The 19,972-nt window shown below is 45.7% G+C and carries 27 protein-coding genes and 2 tRNA genes; 3 read left to right on the forward strand and 26 right to left on the reverse strand.

The window, feature by feature from the left end:
• Positions 1-54: 54 nt before the first annotated feature.
• The 3 genes from mdtK (at position 55) to NA197_RS01760 (ending at position 1,743) form a co-directional block, all read left to right on the forward strand.
• Positions 55-1,428, forward strand: coding sequence for a multidrug efflux MATE transporter MdtK (mdtK, locus tag NA197_RS01750; protein ID WP_001175081.1), 1,374 nt, complete (start codon positions 55-57; stop codon positions 1,426-1,428).
• Between the two features lie 151 nt (positions 1,429-1,579).
• A tRNA-Val gene (locus NA197_RS01755) sits at positions 1,580-1,656 on the forward strand.
• 10 nt (positions 1,657-1,666) lie between these two features.
• Positions 1,667-1,743 (forward strand) — tRNA-Val (locus tag NA197_RS01760).
• A 158-nt stretch (positions 1,744-1,901) separates the two neighbouring features.
• On the opposite strand, the gene ssaU is transcribed toward NA197_RS01760, so the two are convergent.
• The 26 genes from ssaU to sseA form a co-directional block, all read right to left on the reverse strand.
• On the reverse strand, positions 1,902-2,960 hold the full coding sequence (gene ssaU, locus NA197_RS01765) for an SPI-2 type III secretion system apparatus protein SsaU (protein WP_001291715.1): 1,059 nt from the start codon (positions 2,958-2,960) through the stop codon (positions 1,902-1,904).
• A complete protein-coding gene (ssaT, locus tag NA197_RS01770) occupies positions 2,957-3,736 on the reverse strand; it encodes an SPI-2 type III secretion system apparatus protein SsaT (RefSeq protein WP_064000922.1) in 780 nt (259 codons plus the stop codon). Before ssaT ends, ssaU begins: the two co-directional genes overlap by 4 nt.
• Complete coding sequence (ssas, locus tag NA197_RS01775; RefSeq protein ID WP_000999982.1) at positions 3,737-4,003, reverse strand: SPI-2 type III secretion system apparatus protein SsaS; 267 nt, start codon at positions 4,001-4,003, stop codon at positions 3,737-3,739.
• On the reverse strand, positions 4,000-4,647 hold the full coding sequence (gene ssaR, locus NA197_RS01780; RefSeq protein ID WP_064043317.1) for an SPI-2 type III secretion system export apparatus protein SsaR: 648 nt from the start codon (positions 4,645-4,647) through the stop codon (positions 4,000-4,002). The genes ssas and ssaR overlap by 4 nt, the downstream gene beginning before the upstream one ends.
• Positions 4,648-4,714: 67 nt before the next feature.
• Positions 4,715-5,683, reverse strand: a complete 969-nt coding sequence (gene ssaQ / locus NA197_RS01785) for an SPI-2 type III secretion system cytoplasmic ring protein SsaQ (protein WP_064043318.1) — start codon at positions 5,681-5,683, stop codon at positions 4,715-4,717.
• Positions 5,664-6,038, reverse strand: a complete 375-nt coding sequence (gene ssaP, locus NA197_RS01790; protein WP_058115892.1) for an SPI-2 type III secretion system apparatus protein SsaP — start codon at positions 6,036-6,038, stop codon at positions 5,664-5,666. The genes ssaQ and ssaP overlap by 20 nt, the downstream gene beginning before the upstream one ends.
• The gene (ssaO, locus tag NA197_RS01795) at positions 6,019-6,396 is read right to left on the reverse strand and encodes an SPI-2 type III secretion system apparatus protein SsaO (protein WP_064043320.1); all 378 of its coding nucleotides are present in this window, start codon (positions 6,394-6,396) and stop codon (positions 6,019-6,021) included. The genes ssaP and ssaO overlap by 20 nt, the downstream gene beginning before the upstream one ends.
• Before the next feature lie 2 nt (positions 6,397-6,398).
• Positions 6,399-7,700, reverse strand: a complete 1,302-nt coding sequence (gene ssaN / locus NA197_RS01800) for a SctN family type III secretion system ATPase SsaN (RefSeq protein WP_064000923.1) — start codon at positions 7,698-7,700, stop codon at positions 6,399-6,401.
• The gene (gene ssaV, locus NA197_RS01805; RefSeq protein ID WP_001258216.1) at positions 7,690-9,735 is read right to left on the reverse strand and encodes an SPI-2 type III secretion system apparatus protein SsaV; all 2,046 of its coding nucleotides are present in this window, start codon (positions 9,733-9,735) and stop codon (positions 7,690-7,692) included. Before ssaV ends, ssaN begins: the two co-directional genes overlap by 11 nt.
• Complete coding sequence (gene ssaM, locus NA197_RS01810) at positions 9,720-10,088, reverse strand: SPI-2 type III secretion system apparatus protein SsaM (RefSeq protein WP_000383700.1); 369 nt, start codon at positions 10,086-10,088, stop codon at positions 9,720-9,722. Before ssaM ends, ssaV begins: the two co-directional genes overlap by 16 nt.
• Before the next feature lie 57 nt (positions 10,089-10,145).
• On the reverse strand, positions 10,146-11,162 hold the full coding sequence (gene ssaL / locus NA197_RS01815; RefSeq protein ID WP_077945922.1) for an SPI-2 type III secretion system apparatus protein SsaL: 1,017 nt from the start codon (positions 11,160-11,162) through the stop codon (positions 10,146-10,148).
• Positions 11,128-11,802, reverse strand: a complete 675-nt coding sequence (ssaK, locus tag NA197_RS01820; protein ID WP_023234465.1) for an SPI-2 type III secretion system apparatus protein SsaK — start codon at positions 11,800-11,802, stop codon at positions 11,128-11,130. Before ssaK ends, ssaL begins: the two co-directional genes overlap by 35 nt.
• Positions 11,799-12,347, reverse strand: a complete 549-nt coding sequence (locus tag NA197_RS01825) for a type III secretion system domain-containing protein (protein WP_001531605.1) — start codon at positions 12,345-12,347, stop codon at positions 11,799-11,801. The genes ssaK and NA197_RS01825 overlap by 4 nt, the downstream gene beginning before the upstream one ends.
• Before the next feature lie 17 nt (positions 12,348-12,364).
• Complete coding sequence (gene ssaJ, locus NA197_RS01830) at positions 12,365-13,114, reverse strand: SPI-2 type III secretion system apparatus lipoprotein SsaJ (protein ID WP_039589834.1); 750 nt, start codon at positions 13,112-13,114, stop codon at positions 12,365-12,367.
• Entirely contained in the window at positions 13,111-13,359 is a 249-nt protein-coding gene (gene ssaI, locus NA197_RS01835; RefSeq protein ID WP_023234466.1) for a SctI family type III secretion system inner rod subunit SsaI, read from the reverse strand. The genes ssaJ and ssaI overlap by 4 nt, the downstream gene beginning before the upstream one ends.
• An 11-nt stretch (positions 13,360-13,370) precedes the next feature.
• Positions 13,371-13,661, reverse strand: coding sequence for an EscG/YscG/SsaH family type III secretion system needle protein co-chaperone (locus NA197_RS01840; RefSeq protein ID WP_000444713.1), 291 nt, complete (start codon positions 13,659-13,661; stop codon positions 13,371-13,373).
• Positions 13,639-13,854, reverse strand: coding sequence for a type III secretion system needle filament protein SsaG (gene ssaG / locus NA197_RS01845; protein WP_000350227.1), 216 nt, complete (start codon positions 13,852-13,854; stop codon positions 13,639-13,641). The genes NA197_RS01840 and ssaG overlap by 23 nt, the downstream gene beginning before the upstream one ends.
• Positions 13,855-13,947: 93 nt before the next feature.
• Positions 13,948-14,637, reverse strand: a complete 690-nt coding sequence (gene sseG / locus NA197_RS01850) for a pathogenicity island 2 effector protein SseG (protein ID WP_058115895.1) — start codon at positions 14,635-14,637, stop codon at positions 13,948-13,950.
• Positions 14,634-15,416: a type III secretion systems effector SseF gene (gene sseF / locus NA197_RS01855; protein WP_001580222.1), complete on the reverse strand. Its 783-nt coding sequence runs from the start codon at positions 15,414-15,416 to the stop codon at positions 14,634-14,636. Before sseF ends, sseG begins: the two co-directional genes overlap by 4 nt.
• 15 nt (positions 15,417-15,431) lie before the next feature.
• A complete protein-coding gene (sscB, locus tag NA197_RS01860; protein WP_064043321.1) occupies positions 15,432-15,866 on the reverse strand; it encodes a SycD/LcrH family type III secretion system chaperone SscB in 435 nt (144 codons plus the stop codon).
• A 51-nt stretch (positions 15,867-15,917) separates the two neighbouring features.
• Positions 15,918-16,334, reverse strand: a complete 417-nt coding sequence (gene sseE, locus NA197_RS01865) for an LcrR family type III secretion system chaperone SseE (protein WP_000249605.1) — start codon at positions 16,332-16,334, stop codon at positions 15,918-15,920.
• Between the two features lie 2 nt (positions 16,335-16,336).
• The gene (gene sseD / locus NA197_RS01870; RefSeq protein ID WP_064043322.1) at positions 16,337-16,924 is read right to left on the reverse strand and encodes an SPI-2 type III secretion system translocon protein SseD; all 588 of its coding nucleotides are present in this window, start codon (positions 16,922-16,924) and stop codon (positions 16,337-16,339) included.
• Between the two features lie 15 nt (positions 16,925-16,939).
• Entirely contained in the window at positions 16,940-18,394 is a 1,455-nt protein-coding gene (locus NA197_RS01875; protein WP_064043323.1) for a type III secretion system translocon protein, read from the reverse strand.
• 2 nt (positions 18,395-18,396) lie between these two features.
• Positions 18,397-18,870, reverse strand: coding sequence for a SycD/LcrH family type III secretion system chaperone SscA (gene sscA, locus NA197_RS01880; RefSeq protein WP_000711023.1), 474 nt, complete (start codon positions 18,868-18,870; stop codon positions 18,397-18,399).
• Positions 18,867-19,457 carry an SPI-2 type III secretion system translocon protein SseB gene (sseB, locus tag NA197_RS01885; RefSeq protein ID WP_064043324.1) on the reverse strand — a complete coding sequence of 197 codons (591 nt, stop codon included), beginning with the start codon at positions 19,455-19,457 and terminating at the stop codon, positions 18,867-18,869. Before sseB ends, sscA begins: the two co-directional genes overlap by 4 nt.
• A 6-nt stretch (positions 19,458-19,463) precedes the next feature.
• Positions 19,464-19,790 (reverse strand): SPI-2 type III secretion system chaperone SseA, encoded by a 327-nt coding sequence (gene sseA / locus NA197_RS01890; RefSeq protein ID WP_000972855.1) that lies wholly within the window; start codon positions 19,788-19,790, stop codon positions 19,464-19,466.
• Positions 19,791-19,972: the final 182 nt, after the last annotated feature.

Here is a 19,972-nt window from a genome sequence, read left to right on the forward strand (position 1 = left end):
CCACTACGGCGGCTTTTTAGTCTTTCATATAACAACAAAATAAAAGGTGAATACGTGCAGAAGTATACCAGTGAAGCGCGTCAGTTATTAGCGTTAGCGATACCGGTGATCCTTGCGCAAGTGGCACAGACCGCAATGGGATTCGTCGATACCGTCATGGCAGGAGGCTATAGCGCTACGGACATGGCTGCCGTCGCTATCGGCACCTCTATCTGGCTTCCCGCCATTTTGTTTGGTCACGGCTTACTGCTGGCCTTGACGCCGGTGATTGCGCAACTCAATGGCTCCGGCCGTCGTGAGCGTATCGCGCATCAGGTTCGACAAGGGTTCTGGCTGGCGGGCTTTGTCTCCGTGCTGGTGATGATCGTCCTGTGGAATGCCGGATACATTATCCGCTCTATGCATAATATTGATCCGGCGCTGGCCGATAAAGCCGTGGGTTATCTTCGCGCGCTGCTGTGGGGCGCGCCAGGATACCTTTTCTTTCAGGTAGCGCGAAACCAGTGCGAAGGTCTGGCCAAAACCAAACCGGGTATGGTGATGGGATTTTTGGGCCTGCTGGTGAATATTCCGGTGAACTATATTTTTATCTATGGCCATTTTGGTATGCCGGAACTCGGCGGTATCGGCTGCGGCGTTGCGACTGCGGCGGTCTATTGGGTGATGTTTATCGCCATGCTTTCTTACATTAAACACGCGCGTTCAATGCGTGATATTCGTAATGAAACAGGCTTTGGCAAACCCGATAGCGTCGTCATGAAGCGCCTGATTCAACTGGGGTTGCCGATTGCGCTGGCGCTGTTCTTTGAAGTGACGTTATTTGCGGTCGTTGCGCTGCTGGTTTCGCCATTAGGTATTGTGGATGTCGCCGGTCATCAGATTGCGCTTAACTTTAGCTCGCTGATGTTCGTACTGCCGATGTCGCTGGCTGCGGCGGTAACGATTCGAGTGGGTTATCGTCTGGGCCAGGGCTCAACGCTGGATGCGCAAACCGCAGCGCGTACCGGTTTAGGCGTCGGCATTTGTATGGCTGTGGTTACCGCTATTTTTACCGTTACTCTGCGTAAGCATATTGCTTTGCTCTACAATGACAACCCTGAGGTCGTGGCGCTTGCCGCGCAATTAATGCTGCTCGCTGCGGTTTACCAGATTTCCGACTCTATACAGGTTATCGGCAGCGGTATTCTGCGCGGTTATAAAGATACGCGTTCCATCTTTTTTATCACCTTTACCGCCTACTGGGTGTTAGGTTTACCCAGCGGTTATATCCTGGCGTTAACGGATTTGGTGGTGGATCGTATGGGACCGGCAGGCTTCTGGATGGGGTTCATCATCGGCCTGACCTCGGCGGCGGTGTTAATGATGCTACGGATGCGCTATCTACAACGTCAGCCGTCCGCCATCATTTTGCAGCGCGCTGCGCGATAATACGACGATAGCCGTCGCATGGCGGCTATTTTCTCGACATGTTGCATATTTCCCCCGCAATCAGGTGATTTCAGGAAGAAAATTGCGATTTCCCTCTTGCCTCATTGCGGTTGTGACGCTAATATTCGTCCCCGTTGTCACCTACAACGTTGCGTTCATAGCTCAGTTGGTTAGAGCACCACCTTGACATGGTGGGGGTCGTTGGTTCGAGTCCAATTGAACGCACCATCATTTTAATGCGTCTGTAGCTCAGTTGGTTAGAGCACCACCTTGACATGGTGGGGGTCGATGGTTCGAGTCCATTCAGACGCACCAATCCATTATCTTGTTTAATTTTATAATACGCTATCTGGTGCTTGTGCCAGGCTAAAAGCGATTATTTTCAGTCTCTCACCTTTATCGTCAAGCGCTGCTCTATACTGTATTACCCCTCTTAACCTTCGCAGTGGCCTGAAGAAGCATACCAAAAGCATTTATGGTGTTTCGGTAGAATGCGCATAATCTATCTTCATCACCATACGTAACAAGGCTGCAACGGGTTCAAATAACGTTTCAGGAATTTTATCTCCGCGTTCCACTTCAAAAAATAATGAGCGGGCCAGCTCAACATTTTCAACAACGGGGATGCAGTTGCGTTCAGCGATGTTAACAATATAGTTAGCTTGAGCATCACTGCCTTTTTCCAGGACGCGTGGTATTGGCATATCGGTGGGATGATAGCCAAGACAAACCGCAATATGCGTTGGATTACGCACTACCGCAACAGATTGTTTAACAGATTGAGCTAAACTCCCACTTTGTATTTCACTCTGCATTTCCCGACGCCGCGTCTTCATTTGAGGGTCGCCCTCCAGATCTTTATGCTCCTGTTTTACGTCATCTTTACTCATTTTTAGATCTTTTCTAATCTTATAATATTGAAAAGAATAGTCCAGTATGCCAACGACGATATAAAAAGCCATCACCCCTACCCATAACCATTTTATTAAAGAAGAAACCACAAGCACGCCACAGGCTAACCCACAGTACGGTAGCGCCCGAAAAGTACTGGCATAATAATAAAAGAAAAAGGCAAAGATAAGAGATAGCATGATAACTTTTAGGCTGGATTTACATAATTCTACTACGCTATGTAAAGAGAATATCTGCTTAAAATTACTTACCGGATTTATATGCTCGCTTTTAAAACCAATGGCCTTGCTGGCAATAACCACCCCCACCTGAAGAAACACGCTACCCACAGTAGCAACTATTACCCCAGCGCCCAGAAACAGCAGTGCAGAAGTCAATGACTCTATTAAAGCATGACTCAATTGCGTTAATGCATAAGAAAATGGTTTATTTACTAATTGTAATGTGAAAGTTATTGACTCAATCAGTATCAAAATCATCTTTTCAGTAAAGAAATGAAAATACAAATAAAGCGCAATCAGCTGAAATAATGATGTTATTTCAATACTTTTGACAACCTGCCCTTCCTTACGGCCATCACGTAATTTCTTTTCTGTAGGCTGTTCTGTTTTCTCGCTCATACAGATGGAAACCAGTCTTTTAGATAAATATAAAATTTATCGCTTTCAACCAAATAGTGATGAAGAGCATAAGGGAATGAGATCAGGAGCGTCAGTAGAACTAATATACTTTTGAGCGGCATTGAGAAGAAAAACACATTCAATTGTTGTGCCGACCGATTTAAAAGACCTAAAGCCAGATCGGCTAATACCATACATATTATAGCAGGAAGAGAGAAGCTGATGCATAATTGATAAAGCGTTCTCCACTCTGCCTGGATATATTTTAAAAATTGCCGGTCAAATAATAAAGTATGCCCTGGTGGTAAATATTGATATGACTCATACAGAATATTTAATATAAACTCCATGCCGCCGCTTATAAAGAAAATAACACACAAAAACTGGCTGAAAAGCAAGCCAAAAAGTGAGGTTTCAGCTTCCATTGTAGAATTGAATATCGTACCCATTGTCGCGCCACGTAAAGTATCAAGCAGAAACCCCGCCATATCAACGGCCCAAAAGGGAACCGCCGCACAAAACCCAATTAAAAAACCAATAATCACCTCTCCGGTGACTAACCCTAACCAACTGTAATCTTTACCAATATGCATCATAATCTTCTGCTGGTAAATGATTGGTAATATCGGAAAGGTAAGTGACATAAGCACGCCATTACGTAAAAGTGCGGCCCCTAAACTGCCACTTTTTAATAAGGGAAGTAATAAAGAGAGGCTCAATGGTCGAATAAAAGCCACAGCCAATGCAATAAGCCACTCATTTACCTGTTGTGCCATTCAACCATGCTCTCCAATTCGTAACATTATCTGCCGGGTATAATTCAACAGGATACCGCTAAGCCATGGGTAGCTGACCATTAAGGTTATTGCAATTGCCAATAATTTAATCATAAACTGTAGCGTTTGGTCCTGTATTTGAGTCAAGGCCTGAACAAGGCTTACGATGACACCAACTACCGATGCCACCAACACTACCGGCATAGACGTAAAAAGGACGATCCATAAAAGTTGCGTTACAAATTGCGTCAATTCAGAATCATTCATGAAAAGCTCTGTACCAATTGCGCCAGTGTCAGATCCCAACCACCTGCCAGTAAAAATATTAGCAGCTTAAACGGTAATGAAATGGTCATCGGCGACACCATCATCATCCCCATAGCCAGCAGTATATTTGAAATAAGCAGGTCAATAGCCAGAAAGGGAAGATAAATAAGTAATCCAATCCGAAATGCCTGCGTTAACTGACTCACCGTAAATGCCGGAATTAATATGAGCAAAGAATCAGGTTTTATCTTTCTTTTTATGTCTTCAGGCCAGGTTCGTTTTATCAAATTCCGAAAATAATTGGCTTCCTTCTCTTCAGAGTTTTTTTGCAAAAACTGTCGATAAGGCGCTAATGCTTTACCGTCCCACTCAGACGTCCAGAAAGGAGCGCCAGCGACCTGAACCGGATGCCAGCGCTCTTTTACAGCTAATAGCGTCGGCCCCATAATGAATAAGGAAAGTACAAGCGCAAGGCCATACAGTGCGATATTTGGGGGAACTTGTTGAATACCCAGAGCATTTCGTAAAATCGAAAATACCACCGCCAGTTTAAGGAAAGAAGTTCCCATGACGATAATGAGAGGCAGTATTGAAAGCAGAAACAATATACCAATCAGTTGCAAAGGCGAATCGGGTAAAGACATACTGTATCTCTCATGACACGACCTGGAACGCTATTATATTGTTCGCATATTATTTTTCTTATCAGGTTTACGCTGTATTTTTGGAAAGATACCAACGTGTAATACGCACCATAAATTCATTGCCACAGGCAATCAACTCACCTTGCCCAATAATACGGTCATTTACTCTTATCGTCACCTCTGGCGCAAAACGTCCCCCTACAGGCAAAACGTCCCCCGTTTTAAGTTGTCGTAATTGTCCAATTTCCAGACTCACACGTCCGACCTCAAAGAGCACCTGTTGTGGTATCTGCTCAAGTTCGACTGAAGACGTTCCGTCACTCTTTGACATTGGGCTCCCTGACGCAAGTAGCGTTTCGATATCCTGGACTAATTCGTCAAATTTCATCGTGTTATCCTCTGTCAGCAACACCCTTGCGTAGATTCCCCCAGGTAGTTGAATAGCAAAAAAACCGAGTCTGATGTCGCCGAAGCAATGAATCCGAACGCCCATGCCGATTTCGATAGACTCAAGTTCGATTAATGTAAGCTGGCACCAGCCTGAATATACAGGGACTACCACAGGAGGGGTAGGATAAATCTGTTGACGCTCAGCAGAAAGTTCTCCGACTATATTGCGCAGAAAACCCGTTGGCCATGTAAAAATAATGCTATGGAACTCATGTTCTTCAACTGTCCATTTAATATGCAACGCTAGCTGATGTGGTAGATTACTGCAGGATGTTGGCGGTTCGTTCTGACAGAGGGTTGCATTACTGGCTTGCAATAACGGCGCCAGCCCCCATTCAGCTATTCCATATAGCAATTCAGGATCGATAACCGATCGATTAGCGGTGCCAATTAACCCTTCACACCAGCGCTGCCAGCATTGTTCTGCAATCCACACCCTACCCAGCTCATTATGATAATGTATGGTAAATAACGTCCCTTGCTGTACTGGATATTGTTGCATACTCAATGTCAGCTCACCAATGGTAGCGCCTTGCGTTGGAAGCATCTCCATCCACGGACGCTCTTCATTCGCTATTCTTAACATAGAATATCTCCAGGGAAATTATATACCCCATATGCAACAACTGAGACTCCAGCCACTGCTTTAGCGCTTTCATCGAACGGTAAATTTCATGATGAGGGACATTGACTCTTAACTGGATTAGCCCCCCTGATTCACATACTTCACACTCTACACCGTCAAGATAACCGCCACTAACACGATAACGTTGCGTGAAAAGCACATTCTTATTCAATGCTGCAGGAGGATTATTCTCACCAATGGGTAATGCCTGGTGCATGAGTTGTTCAAAGTCCATACGTTCCGCCTCCGCCTCGTTATCATCCTGATAAGACTGGCATGGCAACCCAAGACTTCCTTCAACTTTGGTAATACGCATCGCTTAATACCATAGTAATTTTTTCTTTCTTTTTCATAAGCGCATTAAAATTCTTCTGTAATTCGCTTCGCCGGGAGACAAGCTGCTGATACTGATTCTCTAACTGCTGCCGTTGCGTCAAAAAGCTCTGCGCCTGAGTGAATAACCCGGCCATTTGTTGTTTCTTATCCAACAATAAATGACAAGATAACGTACCTTGCCAGCCCATTAATTCTTTCAGTCTGGTAGACACTGCTAAAGCGCGCGTCTGGCAAATCTGCTGTTCCGTAATAATCGCCTGTTGCTGCTGATCAAGTACGGTAAGTTTGCTGCGTAATTGCTTTTCACGCCGCGCGATTATCTCCAGCAAAGTTTCCATGATCACTCGGTGAGGATTTGGTGTAATTTTTCTATGAGTAGCTCGGGTCCGCATACTTCATCCTTACTTTGTCGCAAAAATGTGCAAATATCCGGATAGGTATCAATGGCTTTGTCAGTATCTGTATCAACTCCTCGCTGGTATTCCCCAATGCGTATTAACAGTTCAACCTCCTGGTAAAGCGCCAGGCGCCGTCGCAATATCGCCGCCAGTTGACGATGCTCATGGCTGGTAACGACTGGAAAAACGCGGCTGAGCGTTGCCAACACGTCAATGGCAGGATAATGTCCCCTCTCTGCAAGCCGCCGGGATAGCACAATATGTCCGTCAAGCAGTGAACGGACTTCATCCGCCAACGGCTCATTCATATCATCGCCTTCCACCAGTACCGTATAAAATGCGGTAATACTACCTTTTTCCCCCATTCCTGTACGTTCTAAAAGTCGTGGCAATGCACTAAATACGCCTGGCGGATATTCTCCAGAAACCGCGGTCTCTCCGGCGGCCAGAGCGATTTCCCGTGCGGCCCTGGCATAACGCGTCAGTGAGTCGGCAAGCAAGACGACTCGCTTTCCATTATCGCGAAAAAATTCTGCTATCGTGGTGGCCACAAACAGCGCCCTCACACGCTCTAAGGCGGGTCTGTCAGAGGTTGCGACAACAATGACACAACGTTTTCGGGTCTCTTCAGACAGTGTAAAATCGATGAACTCGCGGACTTCTCGTCCACGTTCACCAATTAACACCAGAACATTGCTGTCTGCGTCTGGAGCATTACACAGCATCGCCAGAAGCGTGCTTTTCCCCACGCCAGGAGCAGAAAAAATACCCACTCGTTGCCCTTCGCCACAGGTCGCAACGCTATCAATAGCGCGAATCCCCGTCATTAATGGTTGAATGATAGGCTGTCGAACCATTGCGGGAGGAGGCATTGCATCATAGTCTTTCCAGCAGACGTCGGGCAGTTCGCGGCCATCAAGGGGACGACCAAAGCCATCAATGACTCGCCCTAATAACGCTTCGCCCACGGGAACCTGATGGCGTCGCCTTAAGGCCATCACTTGCTGCCCGCAGTGAAGTCCGATAGTACTCGTAAAAGGAGATAGCAAAGCTTTGCTGCCATTAATCCCCACGACTTCAGCAAGTTCTTCTCCAGGCTTTATACAGCACAACTCGCCCATAAATACCTCAGGCAACCACGCATTTAACAACGTTGCGCTGACATCCTGAATTCGGCCCCATCGACAATAACCATCGGGGGGCGGATATTTCAGCCTCAGACGTTGCATCAATTCATTCTTCATTGTCCGCCAACTCCTCTTCGCTAAGGTCAATACTTTCTACCACTTGTATAAGGCTCTCCTCTCCTAATTCCTGCCATGACAAAATCGGTACGTCGAACAAGGTGGCTTCTGTAATTTTTCGCAAGAAACGTCGGGTGTCGACAGAAGTGACAATGAATAATTTGGCTGACTGCTTCAGCGCTTGCTCGATAAGTTGCAGGATCTGCGTCTTATGACGAGACGACAGCGCAGTATAGGTCCCCATTGCCGTCTGGCGAATGGATTCACGCACGAGGTTTTCAATACCTTCGCCGATCCGCAAAATCGGCAGCGGTTTTCCTTCCGGATTAAGACGACGCAGAATATGACGACGAAGCGCGATACGGACATATTCTGTCAACATCAGGACATCTTTTTCACGTGGCGCCCAGTCAATTAAGGTGCCGAAAATAAGACGTAAATCTCTAATAGAAACCCGCTCTGATACAAGCCGTTGCAAAGTTTCAGCGATTTTATTAATGGGTAACTGGCGCTGAAGCTCTTTCACTAGCTCAGAGTAGTTTTTTTCCATCGCATTCATTAGATAACGCGTTTCCTGAACACCAATAAACTCTCCCATATGCCGAAGCAGGACACATTTTAATAAGGCAGAGATACGTTGGCTGCCCGCGAAAACGTCCAGTCCAAAACCTTGCGCCTTATGGGCCATGTCTTTTGTAAGCCAACAGATCTGCCCCATCCCGTTCGGTAACGTCTGGCTGTCACCCACCACACTAGCGTCCGCGCCTATTAATAAATAATCCGCCTGAGCGGGAATAGATAAACTAAATACGGGTTCCTGATATAGCAGTACCGTCAATTTTTCGGTGGGTTCAGGCAAAACCTCAATATTCACCTCAGGGAGAGGGACTCCGGTATCCTCAAATAAAAACCATCTCATGGCGTCAATATCACGAATCAGGTCGGCAGAATGTAACGTCGGGCTAAGACGTAAGATTAGAGGACATGCGCCGGGAACCATACTATCTTTTTCCGGTGCTTCGACGCCATTTGCGGAAACCACAGACTTTTTGCGGCGAATGAGGATAATTGGCAATGCTAACAACGCTGAAAAGAAAGCGAGAGTGATAAAAGGAAAGCCAGGAATTAAAGCGAGGAGCATTAAAACCACAGCGGTTAATATGAGAGACTGAGGTTGTCTGGCAATTTGAGAACTCAACTCTGTCGCCAGGTTCTGGCGTTTCTCACCCGGAACACGGGTGACAATAATTCCCGCGCTAAGGGAAATCAGCAGCGATGGAATTTGCCCACATAAACCATCTCCGATTGACAGTACGCTATAAGTGTGAACAGCCTCACTCATCGACATATCATATTGTACGATAGCAATAATGATACCGCCGATAATATTAACCAGAACAACAATAATACCGGCAATCGTATCGCCTTTAACAAATTTCATCGCACCGTCCATCGCACCGAGAAAACGGCTTTCCTGCTGGACGTGCTGTCTTAATGTACGGGCATGGTCTGCATCGATAACTCCGGCACGCAAATCGCCATCGATACTCATTTGTTTGCCTGGCATCCCATCAAGCGAGAAACGTGCGCTAACTTCCGCCACCCTCTCGATACCTTTTGTAATGACAATAAATTGCACGATAGTAATGATGGTAAATACGACCAACCCAACGGTGAGATTTCCTCCTACGACAAACTTACCGAAAGCATCCACAATATTACCGGCATTATGCTGTAACAGTACCAGCCGTGATGTGCTGATTGTGAGTGACAAACGATATAATGTAGTAATAAGTAATAAAGACGGAAATACCGATAAATCGAGAGGGTCACTAAGATAAATAGCAATTAAGAGCAGGATCACTGAAAACATAAGGTTGATAGTAATCAGGATATCAACCATCCAGGTCGGCAAAGGTAACAGCATCATCACGATAGCGATTAATAACACCGTCGCCAGAACCATATCCTGGCGACCCGCGCATACACTGAGCCACTGTTGCGCCCTGATTCCCTCACCTAACCATGAACGCATTGCGACTCCAGAAATTTTATTTGTCGATGATGTAATCGTAACCAGAGCTCGGCGGAGCTGGAAAGAGGAGGAGAACAGCTCATTGCAAGCCCATCGCGCAACAAAAATAATCGTTGAGGAATACCCTGGAACGCTGCAGGTTTCCAGTGAGTTAAGGCTTTAAAAAGCAGATCTTCGTCTAAGAAAGTTTGCTTGAGTATCTGACATAAGTGAATACGACCGTTATGATAGTTTAGATAGGTTTCATATTGTCCTTGCCGCCAGAACATATTGGTTGCTAAAGGCCGTTCAGCCAATCCTGCTAATTGAATAAAAAGCTGAATATTACGTTCAGTAATGAGATCCCAATCCATCCTGCCGCCTCATGATGAGCCAGAACGCCAATTTACCTAAATATTGAAAGCCAGGTATCAGAATAAAACCTGATTTATCTTTACTTCACGAAGCGTTTCGAGAATTTGTTCACGTTGATCTTCGTCGTTAAAACAGTTATCGGGTATCAGCATAAACTGCGCATCAAGTTGTTGGAGTAACCGATTGAACATCTTCGATGAAGAAACTATAGCGGTAAGTCTATCAAGCAACCAATCACTGAAAAGCCAGCGCTCACAAATGATATCGAGTAGTAGCGGCAGTAATGTATTAGGCGGCAACTGGCAAATCCACTCCTCACGCTGGCACTCTTTTTCAAGGCCAAGGAATAACAGCAAACGACGCAAACGTACTAATGCTGCGGCCAAACGACTTTGCTCCGAAGGTTCGATGCATATGCTAAGTTCAAAGGCTATGGCTCTTAGCAAAATACGGACCCGTTCACAGCGATCCGGCCAGTCTGCCACGCGTCTGAACCACTGCGATAAGGGCATTTCATCGTTGTCTATCGCCTGTTGCATAAAACGCTTCAGCGAGGACAGCGTAGCGGTATCCACTTCGCCAAGTTCCAGTAAACTAAAAACGGCAAGTTCCCATCCCTCCTCCGCTGTAAGCATATCCAGTTGCGATTGCAAATCGCGTTTTTTCTTTTTTGACAACCCGCCGGCAGTAAGCGCCATTGCAAGAGCGATAATTTGATACGCATTCTGTAAATCAGGATCACTATTCTCTTCGGTAAGCGGACGCAACGCTGCCCCATTATCCTCCTGTATTTGTTTTATCAAACGCAGCAAAGCCTGCTGTCTGCGCTCCAGTTTCTCAGCATCCGTGAATTTATAACTTTCGCGCAGTTTACCACTCAGCGCCATTCCTATTTCTTCCATCGTCTCATAGAGCGCTGCCCCCGTCGTTTCCTGTAACTCCTGGAGAGCTAACATTGAAGGCGAAATAACCTCTTGTTCCTCTATAACCTGGCCAGGGGTAAATGCTGTAGGGGGCGTCATTTTTATCTCATTAATTTTAATATCCATCGCTACCTCTTTTATCTTCACCATTACGTAACCATTTCAGTAATGCGTTGAAATGACGAGAAAGTGAAAACTCAACGGCATATCGTGTTGAGGAAAGTTCAGCCTGATCGGGAGAGAAACCAGGCTCGATAATCAACGTAAACCGCTTGCCAAAAGTTTCACGCATCAATGCCTCTTTTTCAGGATGAATACGCAAATAAAGCGCTCCCTCTTCCGCCATAGCCGTGGCCTGGCGTGCCAGACGATGGCACATAACACTGTCTACCGACTGTTGGTCGAACCAGGCCAACAGAACCTGTTCTATACTATTTTTAATATGATGCGCTGCTTGATCGACCAATGAACGAAATTGATTTTCATCTTCTTGTAAATGTTTTACATGCTGTTCCAGCCATTCCACTTCCATTTTTTCCAGCGTATTTTTACGCAACCACGCTAGTTCTTGTTGCTGCTCAACTTTCTGTTCACGCTGATAACGATAGGCGTCTCGGATGATTTTTTCAGCCTTACGGTAAGCGGAGCTCACAATAGCATGTGAAACTCTCTTAGCTTGTTGCTCTTGTGCAAATAAAGTTAATTGTAATGTTATCCACTGTGACTCAATAATATTTCGAGCGGGTAGCTTATGGTTAATTTCCGTCAGAGGAAGTGAAGTAAAACTCATAGCAAATGCTCCATGAAGATAATCTCGGTAAGAGAAGTCTTCGGCCAAAGTATACGCTGCGGAGGGGGTAATAATACTAATAGCGCATGTAAAACCGCATCATCATGCGCTTCCCGATTAAGAATGGCGGTACCGATCTGCAATGCAGTTTGTTGCATCACTTGCGGAGGAAGTAATTTGCCATCTCTTTGCCCCAACCAACCATATAGCTGCCAGATCTCATCCTCGCTAAACCACTGTAGAAGCAATTGCCGATACTCTGGTAGCATAAAATAGTCACTACACCTGAGTTTGAATAATCCCAGCCCAAAGGCAAATGCCGATATACGCGGCGCAAGACGAACCTGCCGTTTTTGCCTATCATTTAAACAGGCTGGAATAACAGAGCTTCCTCTTAGTCTATTTAACGCTCTGTCAAGAAGACGATCCAACTCGGGCCGATCGCCATAACGCCAGCAGTTTGAAGGATGAAAACCCAGCTTATCCAGCCATTCCGGTACAGCGTAACGAGCAGGTTGCCAGAAATAACGATAAAGTTGCAACACCTCGGGATCAGGTCGTCTCAAAAACGGCGTCTCAGGCAAAAATAGCCGATCAGGATGCCCACTCCTAATAACAGTCCTGTCAACGATAACATCAACTGATAAGGGTATTTCATCAACCAATTCACCACCTTCCCTTTATTGGCGTTGATAACGTCCATAATCCAGAATGTTTGTCTCGCGGGTACGTCAGGTACCATTCTGAATTCAGCTGGCTGCATCAAGATACTAATCTTACTGTATTGCAACCCAGGGATTGACATCTCTATTAAATCTTTAATTTTTACCCGAAAGGCCTCCATATTGACCTGAGGTGAATATTTTATAAATACGGCAACTGAGCTCGGAGAAGCGTTACTTCCCTCATCATAAGTCGGTAGCGCAATGGTCACTTTTGCATTAATCACGCCCTCCATCTGACTCAGCATTCCTTCAATTCTTTGTTCTTTTAAAAAATTAATCTTCTGCTGTTCTTCCTGGGGTGATACCACTAACTGATTAGCCGGAAACATCTTATCCGCCGTTGTAAACTGACGATGCGGATAACCGTTAAGTCTAAGTAGCTCAACCGCGTTAATAAACTGCGACTGCTCGACACGTAAGGTTACACCATCCTCTTCCTGTTTTTTTTCCGCATCAATATGATGCTGCATAAGTAATGCCAGCATTTGATTCGCCTCATCTTCTGGCAATGAGCGATAAAGATCCACATCACATGCCGTAAGAAAGAACGTAAGGACAGTAAGAAATACTATACGATGAACCTTCATGTCATGCTATCCAGCTTATTAAGCGCTTGCGATGCTGCGCCTGATATTCTGGCAAGATAATCGACGCCTACCGTTAACTGCATATAATCCATTTGTCTGGTCAACATAACCTGCGGTAATAAAGCACTGGCGTTACTGGTGGATGCATCATCTTTCAGCAATTGTTTAAAAAAATTAATTTGCTCCTGGCTCGGTTCTGCAGAGGACTTTACATAAGATTGAGTGCTTACAGGCACTACGCTCATATCAGAAATATTCAATTTTCAAACCCCTCATTTGGTGCAGGAAATAACAGACGCAGTGCCATAGCCTCTGGCAAATCAATATCCGATAAAATTTTCGCGGCTTTGAGCGGCTCATTTAAACCCGCCAACAATAATGCCAGACATACCAACTGTAATTTTTTATCCGGAACAATAACCGTTAGCGCTGGTAACATCGCATGTACCTGGGAAATCAAGCTATGGTTAACGCCCGCAAACATGATTTCCAGCAGCAACCTTCGAACATCGTCGCTAATAACTTCAGATTTTAGCAATGATTCCACTAAGCATATCCTTGATCATTTTGATCATTGAACTTTCGTAATTAATAAATGTAGAATACTGCTGTAAGGCAAATTGCACTTTAATCATCGATTCTGGGTTGAGCAAATCATTACCATTCATTTTGTCATTAATGGCCTGACCTGCCTGGTGCGCCATGTGGGAGAGCATATCCACTAATTGTGCAATATCCATAATGCTTTTCCTTAAAATAAATACATCGTAAGGATACTGGCAACATAGCAAAATTTTGAAAGCAATGAACATCCGGTATATACCTGAAAACGATTACTCCGGCGCACGTTGTTCTGGCTTCACCTGAGCCAGCAAACGATATAATGGGCTGCTGACCTGCATACCGGTCATTGCCATCCCATCCATACCGAAGCGAGTAAAACTCATTAGTCCGTAGGTAATATCATTAAGACGCTCTAATAAATGAGGCTGTAGTCCCAAACTACCACTCCAGTATGAATGCGTCATTACCGTCGCGGTTAAGGCTAATCTACCGCCCAGGGAGACGGCTTTAGCAATCGCCATACTTTTGCGTTGATTGGCGAAACAATTAGCAATATAAAAAACGGCATTGCCTATACTGTCGTGAGCCATAGGCAAATGATGTTTATGATGGTAGATAAGACAGGCGACATCCGCGATGGCAATAGCAAGGCCAATTCCCGCCAGGGCTAAGAGCGGTGCGCCTCCACCACTTAGCACTGTTAATGCTATTCCAGCGGAACAGCATAAAATCTGTCCGCCCAAAATGACCGTTTGCCAACTAAAAATTTCTTTTGGAAAACACTCTATCACTCGTTTCGCAAGCCCGGCCAATAACCGCTCTTTTCCTTGTTGAGGACCTATTCTACCACTCTCCATATTGGTTTCCGGATGTGGCAATGAGGGACATGGAGGTGATTCCTCAGGCGCGTTAACAGGACGTTGCCCTGCTACCTGAGCATTTGGGCTAACAGGTTTCATGGTTCTCCCCGAGATGTATGACCAGAACTGTCCATTAATGCAGGTGTAGTAGCAGATTGACAGAGCGCTGCCATTTGTTCCGCCAATAACACACTGGGATCGGTATGAAGTTCATCAACAGAATTTTCCTGATCGTCGCCGGAGGGGCGGGCAAGGCAATAATCCAGTACCGCACCTATCGCCGTCAGGCTAACGGAGGTAATTACACTCCCCATGTCCAAAGAGGCCGCTATATTTTCAGCGGCGGGCAGCGGAAACTGTAGGTGTATAACCAACGAAGAAATAGCGATTCCTGAACGTATTAATAAAGAAAGACAATTAGCAAGGGTGTTAGCGCAGTTAAGACTTGCCCCACATTTTAAGGCCAGCGCACTGACCACAAGAGCAACGCTATCACTGGCGGTTTGTAACGGCTCCTCTTGCTGACATATCAATTGATAATTATGATACGCACAGCAAGCATCCCCAATAGCAATCACGAGCGCCGCCCCCGCAAGAATAGCAATGGGTAATCCTGCCCCGCCAGAAATTACCGCTGCAGCAACCGATAATCCAAACACGACTGTCGCACCCAGCGCACGAATCGTGTATTGCATAAAATGTATAGCATAATCCCTCTGCTGCCTTATTTGTTCAGGCGTAAGCAGCACTGGGGCTGCGGGGGTGCCTGGGGCTGGAATTTCAGGGGGAGGAAACGATACCTCCTTCGCTTGTATATCGGAAGGAGGACTATTACCATCGACTATATTGCTTGCCGCTGACGGAATATGAATTTTCATATTTCGTTCTGTTATTTAAGCAATAAGAGTATCAACCATTTTTTGCGCATTCTGGCGAATCTCACTCCATGAGGCATCCGCATAGCTCATCTTGATTGCGGTTTGAAAAGCCTCTCTCGCCAACCCGGGTTCCCCCATCATTTTGAGACAGACGCCCGTTTGGTAAACCGGTTCTGGATGGCTGGCATCCAGCATCAAGGCATGTCCATAGAAATTAATGGCCGTCGTGTATTCTTTAAGCATCATCCAGGTGCCAGCCAATGCAATATGGGCACGCCAACTCCATGGCTGGGCCATCACCAGCCAGCTAAAATCGATTACGGCGCGCGAATAATCCCCCTCCTGCCATGAGGCGTAACCAGTGGCATAAACGGTTTCCGGATCAACAGATAATAGCTGTTTCAGAATGTCTTCGGGTATTTTATTTTTCTGATTTTCTTTCATCATCATACCTATTGATTGTTATTTTCACGTTATAATGATTTACGTCAGGAAGGTCATTTAAAAACGTCGCTGGATAAGATGCTCGGCGGATAAAATTGTCCAGTTATCGCCATCAAGCTGTGTAAAGGTCGCTCCCATTACTGTCAGGATGCGCAATAATTTCCTGCGTAGCATGGCTTTTTTTTCATCCAGAACGTCGGTGATTATCAACATCTTTAAACATGTTAACTGCGGGTGATGCACAAATATCCCGCGTAAAAGTCCCAGTAAGTGAAACAATTGCTGTGGTCGAGGTTGCCCGGGCGTCAGGCGTCTAAACTCACAAATAATCATTTCTTTTGCCTCAATACGATAGATCACCAGGTAAGGCGATAATATAAACTGCTGCCCAAGTAATATGGCGGTCTCCCCTAAATATGCAGGCTCAGTAAACACCTGATGCCGACGCAACCATTGCTCTATTTCTTGCACCATGTTTACCTCGTTAATGCCCGGAGTATTTCAGCAAGAACCGCGACCAGTGACGACCCCACGCCCATGATTTGTTGCATAATTTCAGTTGCTTTCTCCATAATTTCCGTCAGGGATTTATTATAGGATTGGAACCCATTTTGTTGCAGGTCGGCAATCGCTTTATCTTGATCACTTTGACGTTGCGCTGCACCGGCCCCCAGGCCCATGACGCCTCCAGCTGTGTGGCCTACGGCTTGACCCGCTATAAGACCGGTCTCCCCGCCTACGGCCCCTAATCCTATCGTCAGCACGCCCGACAATATTGCGCCACCCGCAGTAATCATTGATGCTCTAAACGCTTCATCAATTGTTTTCATTTGCGTCTGTAAAACATTGACTTGCAGTTCCCAGGACAGTCGTTGTTTTTCTACGTTATAGCTGCGCATGATATCGCGCAGCTTTTTGGCAAGCTCCATTAGCTTCATCCAGATATCATCAAATAACAGAAGCATTGATTCAGTACCCATTCCCTCCCCGGAGGGAGCTTGACTGGAAGAAGGCGTTAACCAGGAAGACACTGGTAATACCAGTGCTACGTTGCTCGCTTCCATATTTTTATCCTCAGATTAAGCGCGACAGCCAGCTATTCTCGCCTGAACGCTACTATAGTGATCAATGGTTTCTAATACATCTCTAAGCGCGGCACCGCTACCCTTATAAAGCTCCTCTAAGCGTTTTTGTTCTATCCTTTTTTGATCTTCCGTTTGTTGCATTATGAAATCCAGAAACCGTTGCTGAGTTATTAATTGCTCTATTTTCTTTTCGATCTTCGCTTTTTCTGTATTAACCATGCCAGTATTCATCTGACTGGCGCCCTCGGTTGCACATCTGATAGCCTGTAAGCCTTTAAATGAACAATCCCTCAGTAAGGCATACAGGATTTTTTTGAACATATTCCAGAGAACTTTCTTACGAAAATTTTTTAACAAAAATTTTTCCCCTTCTTGCGCATATTTTTCCAGGGCTTCTTTTGCCGCTTCTTTTGCCATGGCTTTCACCCCCTCTTTCGTAAAGCTTTTTCCCGCATTTTTTGTCATATTTTTTTCTACGTTACGAGAAAATTCGGCAGACTCCTCTTCCATCTCGCCCGGCGAAACCATTTCACGTTCAATCGCCTCAAATTGTTTGGAAAAATTTTCACTCACCTCTTCGCCAAACTTTTCAGCCAACTCCTCTATTTCTGCTTCCCCTGCACCAACCATACGCTCAACCATTTCTTCGCCTAAACCGGAGTCAAGCACTTTTGAAGCTGCGTCAGATAAGCCTCTCGTCGCCATAAAAGCACGACCAATCTGGAAAACATCCAGTGCCATCGCGACGGCTTCACAACCAACTTGAATTTTACTTGCCACGTCAATAATCGCCTGGCAGGTATCGTGGTCAGCACCGCACATCATTGCCGTTTCAGCTCCGGCTTTAACCATTCCTGCACAACCTGCGGCTATATAAGCTACGCCGCTAGCCATTTCTGCGGGATTACCGGACAGAAAACCTTCCACAACTTTTAAGGCGCCAATCACGGTTTCAAATATGCCGGTAAGCCAGTCAAAAATAGCGCCAAAAATGCCCGCTTTACGCGCTTTATCCTCCTGCTCTATCGCTTTCTGGATCTGCTCCTGATACTCCTTTACCTGCTTATTACGCAATGCATTTTGCACCTCAGTTGCCCGCTCAAGCTGTTGGCATAACGATTGGGCGTTATTACCAAAAACGTTGAGTATTAATGTCGTCATCATCATTGATAAAACAGTGGGATTGATATGCAAAAAGTCAGGCAATGATGGACGCTTATGATCTCCGGGTACGGCATCAAGCAGTTGCTTCAACGCATTGCTTGCCTCCTGAAGACTAATTTTCCCGGATAGCAGACACGCGGCGTTGCCATCGCCAAAAGTAGAATTCACACGATGCTGGCGCTTTCCCAGCGAACCCGAGGAAACGCAACTGACATTGCTTAAGTGATAATGTGTTAAGGCGGTTACTCCTGCGGCGCTATCGCTATTACTGTGAATTCGATTCATTTTTAGCTCCTGTCAGAAAGTTGCTGTAACATCTTTTCTGCACGTAATCGGAGGATTTGATGTTCACTGACCTCGCCGCAAATACGCACCACGGCCTTTAACGCTTTTATTGCATAACAAACGTTATCACACGCGAGGTAGCATTCCGCTGCGGCCCATGGCGCCTGCGGCGCATCAATCTTAATTTGCGCCGCGCGTCCATAAGCGTATATCGCTTCCCCCCAATGTTTTTGGGCCTGGCAGCATTCCCCTAACCGAAACCAGTAGTCAAATGACCAGGCATCATATATCGTCAGCAATTGAAAAAGTCGCGCTGCGCCGGCGAACTCTTTTACCTCCATAAGCTGCATGGCATAGCGATACAGAGTATTAAGCGGCTGTGTAACATCGTCATCCAACAACATACGCAGCGAGCCGCCACGCCGGAAAAATCGCATCGTGTCATGAGCCTGTTGTAGGGTCGGGTCTTTTTTCATGAGTACGTTTTCTGCGCTATCATACTGGAAATTTCCCCCCACTTACTGATAAGCCCCGTCAGTTGGGTAAGGACAGCGTTAAGCTCCTGAGACATTTTTTGAATTATTATCTGCCCCTGACTCATAAGATCGGTATTCCGGTTGGCGTCGTTATCCAAAGCCGCTTTGATCGCCTGTAGGCCACCTTTATCCAGCTTCCCATGATCGCCATATCTAGCCATGTATTCATCAATGGTCATACCATCGATGAGAATACCATTATCACGCATGTATTTAATTACATCCTCAGGCACCTCCTCTTTGGTTTTAGCATCCCCTTTGGCTGCTTTAGCAATCACCTCATCCATCTCATTTGATTTTTCCTGGGTATTTCTGGCACGTTCAGCGTTCTGCTGGACTTCAATAAATTTATCGTTTGCGATAGCCTGAATAACCATAAGGAGAATAAGCAAAACACCATACCCTTCGGCAAACGGATTTTGCTGGGATAAGTCATCCTGCCCCCCGGTATCAGTGTTGCTGACGCCGAAGCTATTTTTAAACACAATAGGGTTTTGACTTCCCCATAAGATGTTTCCTGAAGACATTATGCTTTACCTTTTTGTTTTTCCTGACGGTATCTCCACCGGGGCTTGAGCATTAAGTTGTTTCAGTCGTACTTCAAGTTGTTTAAACAAACTTACTATTTTCTTTAAATCCTTCTCGGCCTCCTGGTTAACCCCGGCAACGCCTTGTGGAAATAGGTTATGAAGAATACTCTCTGTCTCTCTGCTCTTTTTGGGGCTCTCTGCCCTTTCAGCAAGCTGTTGACTCACCTTAGCCCGGATTTGGTGAAATTTTTTAAGACAGTGATTTAGCTGCATGTAACTTTGCTCTAAATCACGATATTCACTAAACGCAGCCTTTTTCTTTATCATCATTCCCCTCCATATACACGATAGATAATTAACGTGCTAACTAAGAGCCTATCCCATTAGGGCTATTTTACTTGCCGTTTTGGACCTGGGCAGTGCTCGCCAAAACGCGTTAGCGTTTTGAACGCCGCTAGCGGCGGCCCGAAGGGCGAGCGTAGCGAGTCAAACCTCACGTATACATGTACGCT

The organism is Salmonella sp. NW884 (assembly GCF_051700745.1).
GTDB classification, from domain to species: Bacteria; Pseudomonadota; Gammaproteobacteria; order Enterobacterales; family Enterobacteriaceae; genus Salmonella; species Salmonella enterica.